The sequence below is a fragment of the Chthonomonas sp. genome, assembly GCF_035294165.1.
Classification (GTDB): domain Bacteria; phylum Armatimonadota; class Chthonomonadetes; order Chthonomonadales; family Chthonomonadaceae; genus Chthonomonas.
Genome location: NZ_DATGLN010000156.1, coordinates 1 through 12193 on the forward strand (window position 1 = coordinate 1; position 12193 = coordinate 12193).

Here is a 12193-nt window from a genome sequence, read left to right on the forward strand (position 1 = left end):
TGAAGGGCAGGTTGCCTACGCGTTACGCGACCGTTCGCCGCTAGAGACACCCCTTGCGAGGTGCCTCCCGCTCGACTTGCATTTCTTAGGCACGCCGCTAGCGTTCGTCCTGAGCCAGGATCAAACTCTCCGTTAAAAACCGGTATGCTCAACCGCCTAAAAGGCGGCTCGCAGACTTGTTTGGTAGTATAGATCCCTGCTCGATTTATGTGGCACGCAAAACGTTGTGAACTCCACAGAGCCCACACAAAACGTCATCACGCGATTGTCAAAGAGCTTTAGCCTTCGCGCTTCCTTTGAAGCTCTCCATCCGAAGGCAAAGCGTATTATACGCCATAGGCCTTCGCATTGTCAAGAGCAGAGCCAAAAATTTTTTACAGCAAGGGGGGATGGAGGAGAAGCGGGCACATCGGTATTTTGTGGCGCGTTATCGGGCTTGGGAGTTAGCCAACGGCACACATCTGCCGCAGTACAGCAGCAATGGACTCATGGGGAACCGTCTAGGTGAGGGCTTTTCTGAGGAAGCGGAGTAGGTTCTGGAAGGGTTGCGACCAGGAGGGAGCAATGAGGGGGAAGGGCGTCGGCCTTGATGGCGAAAAAAAAGGTCGCCATTGACAGCTTAAATCACGGCGACCTCATCCAAAGGAGACATCACAAATGGCAAGAAACAACGAAACAGCATTTTAAATTATACCACAATAGAAGATTCCGGTTCCTTGGGTTTGGGCTTCCTGGTTTTGATAGAGCTAAACTTTCTCGGCCTCCTGACGAATTACCGGTCTTGGACGTTGGTTAACAGAATGATTACTTTGGATGCAGTGTTGGGGTATCTTCCGTTGCGTAAAGAGTTTGGAGCAGAGAAGGCCGGATAGGAGGAGCCGTCTACGCCAATATTACCGCGCACGCCTAAAGGCGGCAGTTTCTGCCCGCGTTTTCTATGACACCTGCCGGTGGTGGAAAAGGCCAGCGCTTGGGCGTTGACGCAACATGGGTAGAACTGGACGTTACCGACGCGGCTATGATCGCGCCTCCGGTGTAACCCTTGGACGGTTGTATCGGCTCATCGCAACGTTCCATCCCTCTCTCAAAACGTCCTCTACCGCATCCGCCGCCCTCTCTATCGCTTCCTGAATGAGTGGCTCCTCCTCCTTCTTGAAACGCGACAACACATAGGAGACCACATCGCCGTTGGAGGGTCTACCTATCCCCACTCTTACCCGCGGTACCGCCTCGGTGCCGAGTTGCTGCAAAATGCTCTCTAAGCCCTTCTGCCCCCCCGAACTTCCCTGCGTTCGCAATCGAATCTGCCCCACCGGTAGATTCACGTCGTCTAAAATCACGATCATCTCCTCAGGAGGAATCCGATAAAAACGACTTACAGCCCCTACCGCCTCGCCCGAAAGATTCATATAGGTCATCGGCAAAAAAAGACATACCGGCTGCCCTGCTATGGTTCCTCTACCATAAAGCGCACGAAAGCCACGTTCGCCCAGCGGAATGTTGTGGCGCCGGCTTAAAAGCGTCACCACTTCAAACCCCACATTATGACGGGTTCCGGCATACTCTCGTCCCGGATTACCTAACCCAACGATGAGTTTCACAGGGCCAATCTCTCCTTGCACTTGCCATTCTACCGCAGAAACCCGCTCCTAGAAAAATAGGCTCGTGCTCCGAAGGTGCTTGCGGAGCACGAGCCAACCCTGCCCCATTGCAGGGTCATTGACAGGAGGACCTAGCTTAGAAGAGAAGTCGCTGCCATTTCCCCAAAGGAACCCTCAGCGCATTCCCAAGTAATTCTAACTCCTTGTACATTAAGCTTCGTTTAAGAAACGAAACTCGGCGATATGCTTCTCTAGCCCAAACACACTTTCCGATTTGTTGCCCCATTTTGCTATTCTTATAGCAGAGAAGCAGTTTCCAGACGCGCTAAGGAGCCACAGGATGATCAACTGCCCAAATTGCAAAAGGCTTGTCGAAGAGGATATCTACACGCACTGCCCAAACTGCCATCACCCGTTGCCGTCTCATCCCACCGTTCAACTCAATATGCCTCCGCCAGGTGTCACCCCCATAGCCTCCTCCTCGGTTCCACGCCTCCACACCCTAATAGGCATAGGGTTCGTCCTTGTGCTTATTGGCATCTCACTGTTCGGGGTTGACGGCTATCTCCGGTGGCGAAGCCAGGTAGAAACCGATCAAAAGGCGGCCGAGAGCACGGTCAAACAGTTCATGACCGCTCTGGCCCAACAGGATATGGGCACGGTCTATAATCTTTCCCTTCTGCCACCCAGCGATGAAATCGCCTACCCTGACTCCGCCAGCTTTGTAGATAACTTCATTTACCGCCGAGAAGAGCTATTTCAGTCGCAAGCCACAAAAGACCTTATGGAGATATTCGCACTTTATGTTAATCCGTTTCGAGACACATCTCAACTCGATATAGCAACGATTACAACCCCATACATCTTTGACTTAATCTACCGTCGCTTCAATACGGTGCGAATAGGTCAAGCCCATCTCTTGAGCGATGGCGCGGAGGTTCCTATCTACACCGACAATTTCACGCGGATTTACATCTTTCTTGCGCTGGATAAGCTCTTTGAAGGTCTGGAAGATCAGCTGCAATCCGCCATTGTCTCTGGCGAAAATAGCATGGGTAATGGTTTTCCGGGCCTCTATCCGACCCCAGGTATGCACAATTTTCTCGAACAGTTGGGTCACCAAATCTTCTTCGAGGACATTCAGAAACATCTTTTCGATAGCCCTTCGGACACCGTCAAAATGCGCAATTTACTGATGTGGACGCTCCTGCCAAACGACAAAGACCCAGAAAGCCACATGGGCCCTTTCTTGCTGAAACTCCGCAAAGTGAACGGAACCTGGCGAATTGATTTTAGCAACTTTCCCAAAGCCGTCCCGGCACTTACCCTCGAAAAACCCGATCTGCAAAGCCCTCAATCGAAATAAGCGACCTCTGCCTGTTGCTGCAGCCCATCCTCTAGTTAGAGAGAGGCAAGGCCAAAGAGCTTACTCTCGGTTTCCTTGTGATAACCTCTGCTTTGAAAAACCTGCTCCCTAGCCCCCTTTCTCCCGAATCGGGGGAAAGGGCGGGATAGGGGGCGAGCAAAGTCGCCTTGTTTTGTAAACTACCTTTAGAACCGTGGGAGTGTCAGTCTCTGGAACCCCACCCTATCCCCCTCAGAACTGGTGGGCATTGAAACTTAAGATTTCTCGCCTTCGGCTCGAAATGACGGGCGTATCACCGGCTCTTCAAGGCCGACGCCTACAAGCCCCCACCCCCCCCGCCCCTCCCCCTACAGAGGGAGGGCTGACCACCTCAGCGGCCTGTCTTATTCCCTTCATCGCCTATCTCACTGGCCGCTGCTTCGCCGTCTGCTAAGACCGCTGCGTTGCTGTCTGCAAGACGAAAGGAGGAATAGAGGCAAACAAAACCGGCTTCCGCAGATAAGCCGACAGGAGGAACTAGGAACTGGCCTCGATCTTTTCGAGACCGTGAAGATAGGGGCGCAGAACGGTAGGAATGGTCACACTGCCATCCTCATTCTGATAGTTCTCCAGAATGGCAATCATCACGCGAGGAAGTGCCAGCCCGGAGCCGTTGAGGGTATGCACAAACTCCGGTTTCGCGCCCGGTGCAGGACGGTAGCGGATATTGGCACGACGCGCCTGAAAATCGCGAAAATTGGAACATGAGGAGACTTCAAGCCACTCTCCGCCCTCCTCCCCCTTGCTGGCCGGAGCGTAAACCTCAATATCGTACTGGATAGCGTTAAACTCGCCCTTTTCGCCCGTACAAACTAACACAACCCGATAGGGCAACTCAAGCTTTTGGCAGACCTCTTCGGCCTCCTGCAACATTCTCTCCAGCTCGGCGTCGGAGTCTTCGGGGGCGCAAAAGCGCACCATCTCCACCTTGTCGAACTGATGGCCACGCTTGATGCCACGCACATCCCGACCTGCCGACATCTTCTCTCGGCGAAAACAGGGGGTGTAGGCCACATAGCGCAGGGGAAGTTGTGAGGCCTCCAATATCTCATCTCGATGGAGATTGGTAACAGGCACCTCGGCCGTAGGAACGAACCAGTAGTCCTCTTCCGCGTCATGATAGAGGTTATCGGCAAATTTGGGAAGCTGGCCTGTTCCGATCAGGCACTCCTGTTTCACCATAAAAGGCGGGTAGACCTCCAAATGCTTATGCTGATAAATATGGAGATCGAGCATAAAGGTGATGAGCGCTCTCTGCAGGGCAGCACCGGCCCCCCGAAGCACGTAGAAGCGCGAGCCGCTGATTTTAATGCCACGTTCGATATCAAGAATGCCGAGTTGTGTGCCTATCTCCCAGTGCGGTTTCGGAGGAAAGGGGAAGGTACGAGGAGTACCCCATGTGCGTACGATCACGTTATCCTCCTCGCCGGTTCCATCGGGTACCCGCTCATCGGGGATATTGGGCAGAAGGAGCATTCGCTGATGCAACTGGCGCTCTAGCTCCTCCCTTTGAGCGTCGAGAGCCTCAATGGCATCGCCAAGTTGGCGCAGTTCAGCACGCCTCTGTTCACGCTCCTCCGGGCTAAGACGCCCAAGGGCTTTGGAGGCTGCGTTAAGCTCATGGCGCTTTTGCTCAACCTCCGTTTTCAGAGCACGTACTTGAGCGTCAAGCGCTCGAATGGCCTCGATCTCCTCCCGAGGCACCCCCATGCGCCCTAGTCCGGCGATTACCTTTTCCGGTTGCTCGCGGATAAGCCGAATATCTAGCATCCCTTCTGTTTTCTCCCTCCAGGCCTATCGTGACAGAATACCTCCTCACTCCGCACCGAAATTCTGCTCGGTGTTGTGGGTAGGCACAAGATATTGAGGTTCGTTCGTGAGGTAAAAGTGAAGTCCGTTCCCTTCTGCCGTCATCACAAAGCGCGCACCCGTCAGCCCGATCACCACCACCTTACCGCTAAGCTGGGGAATCCGCACCGGATGGGGCAGCGCCTCAGTAGTCCACACGGCCAAGCGCACCTCGTTACCTCGAGCAAAGAGAAGACAATAGTCGTTGGGCGACCCCAGGTCGAGGCGTTTACGAAAAACAAAGCCATCGAGTGTGTGGGCCAGCGTTTGCGCTGCGAGATAGGTAGACTTAGGCTGATAGTTATTAAAGACCGTGCCGAAATGGTGTTCGGCGTTGTGAGGGTCGAGGCCATCATCGTGCCAATCGTACCAAATGGTGAGCAAAAGGCCATTAGCGATGTTAGAAAGAAACTCGCGAACGATGTAGCGGCTCTGTTTTTCGAGATCAAGCCCTTGATACAGCTCTGAATAGCCCCATTCGCTTGCCAATATCGGCACCGATTTGCCCGGCGGAGCATACTGCCGGATCAGTTGGCGCACCCGTTCAAAATCGGGCGCAGCCGTTTCCGGTGCACTATCGCGATAAGGATGAAACGAGACGGCATCCCAATATTGCAGCAGGCCCCGCTTGAAGCAGCCCTCGAGAAAACCAAAGTCCATGCCGGACATACCGGGGCCAATATACCACTCATCCGGCGCAACACGTCGGATGGTTTGGCCCACGGCCAGGGCGAGATCGGCATACTGGTTTACATCGGGGTGGGGCTGCCAAAAGCCGATGTTGGGTTCGTTCCACATCTCCCAGAGAATGCCCTGATGCCGGAAGTGCGTAACAGCCGCGGCGACCCACTTGCAGAAAGCCGCTCGTGCTTCGGGCGTGGTGGGGGCTCCATGCTGATAGAGGTCGTTACCGTAGTCCAGGATGAAGAGAGCACGAATGTGATATCGCCGTAGCCCCTCCATAAGGCGGTCGTAATCGGAAAAGTTGTAGACCCCTCGCTCGCGCTCCGTGTCAGACCAACTGAAATCCATGCGGATCCATTTAAAACCGCCAGCAGCGAGAAGGTCAAGGCGATTTGGTGCCGGATCGGTGAAGTGGATGTTAACCCCTAAAGAGTCCGGAATAGAGGGGGTCGGCAGCGGATACTCCTGGCGATATTCAGCCCACACCGGTTTAAGCAGAGCTGTTATGGCGAATAAGGTGAAAAAGAGGAGGCACCGTTGCTTGCAGCACATACGTTTCTCCTTTAGGAACCGAGCTGTTCGAAATATATCCAAAACTAGGTGCTATGCATTATACCTTTTCACAGCGGGAAGACGGCCTAAAACTTTCTCTCATGTCTACCCATCCGCACTCAGGCCTACAGGCACATACCGTTCCGGCATATAGCACCCCATGGTTAGTTGGGCTATCCTAGTCGAAAGCATAGGGGGCAATTGAAACTAAAGAGGCGCTTAAATAACTAGATCGAAATAGAGATAACAGTCTGGAGGCAAGAACAGAAAGAATGGATAAGCAGTTTGAGGTTATTTCCTTAAATGGGGCGCAGCCAGGTCGGGATGAATTTAGCCAAGCCCAGAGAGAAGCGCCTGTTTCAGAGACAGAGGCACTCGATGCCTACTCGCAGGCGGTGATACATGCCGCGGAAACGGTGGGTCCATCGGTCGTCTGTATCGAAGTTGAGACAATAGAGCGTGGACGGCAAGGGCGTGGCAGCGGATCGGGATTTATTTTCACTCCAGACGGCTACATACTTACCAATAGTCACGTGGTGCATGGCGCCCGTCGGGTGGATGTGACGCTGACGGATGGTCGCCGTTTCACGGCCGATCTCATTGGAGACGACCCGGCGACGGATTTGGCCGTTGTGCGCATACACGCGCCCGACCTGCAACCGGCGCGACTAGGCGAAAGCAGCAAACTGCGTGTCGGGCAACTCGTGGTAGCCATAGGAAACCCCTACGGTTTTCAGTGGACGGTAACCGCCGGAGTGATCAGTGCGCTAGGGCGTTCCCTAAGAGGCATAGGCGGGCGGATGATTGACAATATCATTCAGACCGATGCCGCCCTGAACCCAGGCAACTCCGGAGGCCCCTTGGTAAACTCACGCGGAGAGGTCATCGGGGTGAACACGGCGACGATCTTGCCTGCTCAGGGGCTTTGCTTTGCTATTGCCATGGATACGGCGAAGTGGGTGGCCGCCAAGCTCATTCAAGAAGGGCGTGTTCGCCGCAGCTACATCGGGGTCGCGGGGCTTACAGTGGAGTTGCCGCGCGTGGTGGTACGACAGCTCGAGTTAGCCCACAACCACGGGGTTCTCGTGCAGGCCGTAGAGGCCGGCAGCCCGGCCGAACGTGCCGGACTTCGCGCCGGCGACGTGATCGTCGGCTTCGACGAGAAGCCCATCGGGTGTGCAGACGATCTGCTACGCCAGCTCACCGGAGAGCGTATCGGCAAAGAGGTTGCCCTACACATCCTCCGGCGTCAGGGGCGTCTGCTCGAGCCTCTTACGCTAACGGTAGTGCCGGTCGAGTTGCCCGAGAGAAGATAGGGCCGAAGCCGGTAGTGGGGTGAGCCGTTGGCTCACCCCATCCTCACTTAGCAACCACATACCAGACTTTCCACTCCCCTCTTTGAACTGCCGAACAGCAGCAACGACCTAAGCCCAGGCGTAAAAAGATAGGTTGCTTTTTATGTTTAAAAGCACGATGAAAGCCGGCAAGGTATAATGCATGAGAGGGAAAACGAACAAGATGAGCCATGTGCGTCTAGCAGAACGCCTCGTTGGGCGTGAACTTATGGATATCTATGAAAAGGTCATCGCCGGCGAGCGATTAACCTATGACGACGGTGTGCGCCTCATTCAACATCCGGATTTGACGGCGGTTGGCTATTTGGCCAACATTGTCCGAGAGCGCCTACATGGCCAGAAGGCCTATTATGTCCGTAATCAGCACATCAATTATACCAACATTTGCAATAAATTTTGCAAATTCTGTTCGTTTTATGCTAAAAAAGGCGGGCCGGAACCTTACGAGTTGAGTTTAGAAGAGGTGCGGCGGCGACTGCTCATGCACATAGATGTGCCCATCACCGAGGTTCACATGGTGGGCGGCATCAATCCACGATTACCTTACCAGTACTATCTTGACCTGCTCCGAGTCGTTAAGGAGGTGCGCCCCAACGTTCATATCAAAGCGTTCACAATGGTGGAGTTGGTGGAGATTCAGCGGCAAGCTCAGAAGCCCTTGGAAGAAGTGCTGCGCGAATTGATGGCTGCGGGGCTTGATTCTCTGCCCGGAGGGGGAATTGAAATACTCTCCGAGCGAGTTCACCGAGAGCTGTTCGACCGCAAGATTGATGGTGAGGAATGGATGGAGGTGGCGCGCACGGTGGCAAAAGTGGGGCTAACCCAATACGCCACGATGTTGTATGGACATATCGAGACATTGGAGGAGTGCGTAGAGCATCTTGTGCGCCTGCGGGAACTTCAAGACGAAACGCGCCATTTTGTTACCATGACCCCCTTGGCGTTCCATCCCGAAGGCACCGAACTTGCCGATCTCCCTCACTCCACCGGCGAAGACGATCTGCGTACCATTGCCGTCGCCCGCCTTATGTTGGATAACTTCGCGCACATCAAATCCTTCTGGATCATGAACACGCCTCAGGTTACCCAGGTGGCCCTCTGGTATGGGGCCGATGACGTGGACGGCACCGTGCATGAGTACGAGATAACCTATAAAGATGGAGAGCATGGCAATAAGCGACAGGTTCTCACAAGGCGCCAGATGATACGCCTTATCGAGGAGGCCGGCCGTATCCCTGTGGAGCGCGATAGTCTCTACCGAGAGGTCACTGCTCCGCCGGAAGAGCCTCAGCCACAGCGCCATTTCGTTCCGTTGCCGGTTGTTGGGTAAGATGCGACCGCCCCCTCGTCTGCGTGCCGGCGATCAAATAGGCATTATCGCACCCTCTGGCCCGGTACCCAGTGAAGAGTTGTTTCAGGCCAAGTCCTTTATCGAACAGCGTGGCTACAAGGTTGTGCTGGGAGACCATGTGCTGGTCCAACATCCAACCAACAACTACCTGGCCGGAACAGACGAGGAGCGGTTTTCCGACCTCCAGAGCTTTCTTCGCCGTCCCGAAATTGCCGCCATATTTTGCGCTCGTGGCGGGTACGGCGTCCAAAGGCTCTACCCCAAACTAACTCCAGAGCTTTTCGACGGCCCTCCCAAAATCGTAACGGGCTACTCTGACATCACCGCACTGCACCTCGCTATCTCTCACTACACCGATTGGATCACCTTTTATTCTCCCAACGCCACCAGCCTCATTCGTCTGGATGGTGCTAAATCCGAGGTGGCGCTAAATTGTTTTTGGAAGATGCTCGAAGAACCTCAACCGTTCGGTACTCTGCCGGCATCACCGCAAACCATCGAGACGTTAGTAGGTGGAGTGTCGGAAGGGCCTCTTGCCGGAGGCTGTCTTAGCCTCTTAGCACACGCTTGCGGTTCGCGCTTCCAACCCGATTTTTGTGGGAAACTGGTGCTGATCGAGGATGTGAACGAGCCGGTCTATCGTGTAGACCGCTACCTCACCCAACTGCTCAATGCGGGAATTCTACAGGAAGCGGCAGGTTTTATCGTGGGTACGGTCACCGGATGGCGGAAGCACGAACAGGAAGATTCGTCAAACCAACTCTATTCTCTATGGGAAGACCTGCTGTTGCCTTTAGGCAAGCCGACGATAGTGGGTTTTCCCTTCGGACACGAGCCGAACCCCCTTACGCTGCCCTTAGGCACGCGAGCACAACTCGATGCCGACGCCAAAACGCTAACGATATTAGAGCCGTCGGTCGTTTGAACAACGTCCTAACTCCTTCCTAGCGGTTTCTTTGGTGGGTGCCCACAATCCACAATCTGTAGGGGCAGGCCTTGTGCCTGCCCAAATAGGACAATCCTAATGGGGTAGCCACAAGTGGGCAACCACTAGGGTTGCCCCTACATCCCGACGCCAATAGCCACTCCCCCTAACCCCCACAGCAAAAGCCCAAACATTCTACCAACGGGGCGTAACTTACAGGAGTTTCGGAGTATCTAATGGAATATAATGAGAACATACAGGTGCATCCAGACTAAAAAGTTTTTGTTGAGGAGAAGACAAGAGCGATGAGACGCTTATTCTATAAGGTGGGTGTTTGCATGGTGCTTCTGGCGTTCTCTGCAGCAGGCTGCCGAGCCGCTGCCGCCGCGCCAGACCCGCTGATCATACAGGCACAGAAGGCCGTGCAAAAAGGCATCGGCTATCTGCATAGGGTACAGGAAAAAGACGGCTCCTGGAGCCACTATCCCGGCACCACCGCCCTGGCACTGGCCGCCCTCCTGCGCAACGGCCATAACGAGCTAAACGACCCCGCCGTCGCGCGTGGAATACACTATCTTCTTCATCTGGTGAAACCTAACGGTGGCATCTATGACGACCGCGATCCCAATCTTGCCTTGCCCAACTACAACACCAGCCTTAGCATGATGGCTCTCTATCTCACCCACAACCCTGCCTATAAACCCATCATTGCCAAAGCGCAGAAGTTTCTTGAGGACTCTCAGTTCGGCGCTACCGACGGTATGAAGCCCTCCAACCCCTTCTACGGCGGCATCGGCTACGGGTCCGACCCGGATGATCACCCCGACCTCTCCAACCTTGCCACCGCTCTCGAAGCCCTTAAAGATACCGGCGTGCCCGCCGATGCGCCGGTCTGGAAACGGGCCATCATCTTTCTGCAGCGCGTGCAAAACCGCAAAGAGTCTAACGACCAGGCCTGGGCTAAAACGGGTCCCAACGACGGCGGTTTCGTCTACGACCCGCTAGGTGGCTCGAAATCGCCTCAAGGCTACCGCACCTCCTACGGCTCCATGACCTACGAAGGCCTCAAGAGCTACATCTACTGTAATGTCTCACGACAAGACCCTCGCGCTCAAGCGGCCTGGAACTGGATTCGCGCCCACTACTCCGTTACCACCAACCCGGGCATGGGCACCGCTGCCCTCTACTACTACTATCACACCATGGCTAAAACCCTCGCCGTATACGGCCAAAAATATGTTGTTGATACCCACGGCAAACCGCACTATTGGCAAAAAGACCTTATCCGGCAGCTTATCCGGCTTCAGCATCCGGATGGCTCCTGGTTCAACACCAATGCGCGTTTTTGGGAAAACCAGCCTGCCCTTGTTACCAGCTATACATTGATCGCACTCGCCTATTGCCTTCATCCCAATTCTTGAAAGGAACCCAATTCGACTCGATGACAGTAACCTCATCACAAACAACACAAGACGACCTGGAAAGACTGAAGCAGCTGCGTGAAGCCTTCGATACGATGCGTGCCGAAATTGCCCGTGTGGTGATAGGCCAAGATACCGTTATCGAGGAGCTGCTTATGGCCATCTTCGCTCGCGGCCACTGCATTCTCGTGGGAGTGCCCGGCCTTGCCAAAACGCTTCTTGTTAGTACCCTAAGCCGAGTGCTCTCTTTAACCTACAAACGCATCCAGTTCACTCCAGACCTCATGCCCGCCGACATCACCGGCACCGAGGTCATTCAAGAAGACCCCATCACACGAGAACGGAAGTTCGTTTTCCTGCGTGGCCCCATCTTTGCCAACATGATCCTTGCCGATGAGATCAACCGTACTCCGCCGAAAACCCAGGCGGCACTGCTCGAAGCCATGCAGGAACATCGCGTCACCGTGGGGGGACACCCCTATCCCATGGCCGAACCCTTTTTCGTGCTCGCCACCCAAAACCCCATCGAGCAAGAGGGAACCTACCCGCTGCCCGAAGCACAGCTCGACCGCTTCATGTTTATGATCGTGGTGACCTACCCTTCACCGGAAGAGGAGGTGGCCATCATGAAAGCCACAACGGGCGGCCAGCAGGTTGAATTGAAGCCCGTTCTCACCGGGGAAGACATCCTGAAGCTTCAAGACATCGTGCGGCGTATTCCTGTGGGGGAGCACGTGTTCCGCTATGCCGTAGCGCTTGCCCGTGCCACCCGACCCACCGAGCCGGAGGCGCTCGACATCGTGCGTGAGTGTGTGAGCTGGGGCGCCGGCCCTCGCGCCTCACAATATCTCATCCTCGGCGCCAAAGCGCGTGCCGCCCTCTACGGACGCCCCTACGTCACCACCGGCGATGTGGCCTCCGTGGCGCTGCCTGTGCTGCGCCATCGCATCGTGACCAACTTCAATGCGGAGGCCGAAGGCATCTCCGCCGATACCATCGTTCAAAAACTGCTGGAGCGTATCCCCCGACCCACCGATCCGGATAAATAACA

The 12193-nt window shown here is 54.9% G+C and carries 11 protein-coding genes and 1 rRNA gene; 8 read left to right on the forward strand and 4 right to left on the reverse strand.

Annotated elements, in window-relative coordinates:
- A 16S ribosomal RNA gene (locus VKV29_RS07730) occupies positions 1-136 on the reverse strand; the annotation flags it as partial.
- A gap of 253 nt (positions 137-389) precedes the next feature.
- On the opposite strand from VKV29_RS07730, the gene VKV29_RS07735 reads away from it, so the two are divergent.
- Positions 390-533 (forward strand): hypothetical protein, encoded by a 144-nt coding sequence (locus VKV29_RS07735; RefSeq protein ID WP_324200733.1) that lies wholly within the window; start codon positions 390-392, stop codon positions 531-533.
- A gap of 483 nt (positions 534-1016) precedes the next feature.
- Here the strand turns inward: VKV29_RS07735 and pth are convergent, their stop codons facing one another.
- Entirely contained in the window at positions 1017-1601 is a 585-nt protein-coding gene (pth, locus tag VKV29_RS07740; RefSeq protein ID WP_324200734.1) for an aminoacyl-tRNA hydrolase, read from the reverse strand.
- Between the two features lie 340 nt (positions 1602-1941).
- Between pth and VKV29_RS07745 the strand changes: the two genes are divergently transcribed.
- Entirely contained in the window at positions 1942-2967 is a 1026-nt protein-coding gene (locus VKV29_RS07745) for a hypothetical protein (RefSeq protein WP_324200735.1), read from the forward strand.
- A 199-nt stretch (positions 2968-3166) separates the two neighbouring features.
- Positions 3167-3400, forward strand: a complete 234-nt coding sequence (locus VKV29_RS07750) for a hypothetical protein (RefSeq protein ID WP_324200736.1) — start codon at positions 3167-3169, stop codon at positions 3398-3400.
- A gap of 83 nt (positions 3401-3483) precedes the next feature.
- Here VKV29_RS07750 and serS read toward each other — a convergent pair whose 3' ends face one another.
- Positions 3484-4776: a serine--tRNA ligase gene (serS, locus tag VKV29_RS07755; RefSeq protein WP_324200737.1), complete on the reverse strand. Its 1293-nt coding sequence runs from the start codon at positions 4774-4776 to the stop codon at positions 3484-3486.
- A gap of 45 nt (positions 4777-4821) precedes the next feature.
- The gene (locus VKV29_RS07760; protein WP_324200738.1) at positions 4822-6090 is read right to left on the reverse strand and encodes a hypothetical protein; all 1269 of its coding nucleotides are present in this window, start codon (positions 6088-6090) and stop codon (positions 4822-4824) included.
- Positions 6091-6362: 272 nt separating this feature from the next.
- Between VKV29_RS07760 and VKV29_RS07765 the strand changes: the two genes are divergently transcribed.
- The 5 genes from VKV29_RS07765 (at position 6363) to VKV29_RS07785 (ending at position 12191) form a co-directional block, all read left to right on the forward strand.
- Positions 6363-7406, forward strand: coding sequence for a S1C family serine protease (locus tag VKV29_RS07765; RefSeq protein ID WP_324200739.1), 1044 nt, complete (start codon positions 6363-6365; stop codon positions 7404-7406).
- A 202-nt stretch (positions 7407-7608) separates the two neighbouring features.
- Entirely contained in the window at positions 7609-8775 is a 1167-nt protein-coding gene (locus tag VKV29_RS07770; protein ID WP_324200740.1) for a CofH family radical SAM protein, read from the forward strand.
- Between the two features lies 1 nt (position 8776).
- A complete protein-coding gene (locus VKV29_RS07775) occupies positions 8777-9721 on the forward strand; it encodes an LD-carboxypeptidase (RefSeq protein WP_324200741.1) in 945 nt (314 codons plus the stop codon).
- A 305-nt stretch (positions 9722-10026) separates the two neighbouring features.
- Positions 10027-11142 carry a prenyltransferase/squalene oxidase repeat-containing protein gene (locus VKV29_RS07780; protein WP_324200742.1) on the forward strand — a complete coding sequence of 372 codons (1116 nt, stop codon included), beginning with the start codon at positions 10027-10029 and terminating at the stop codon, positions 11140-11142.
- A gap of 20 nt (positions 11143-11162) precedes the next feature.
- Positions 11163-12191 carry a MoxR family ATPase gene (locus VKV29_RS07785; RefSeq protein WP_324200743.1) on the forward strand — a complete coding sequence of 343 codons (1029 nt, stop codon included), beginning with the start codon at positions 11163-11165 and terminating at the stop codon, positions 12189-12191.
- Positions 12192-12193: the final 2 nt, after the last annotated feature.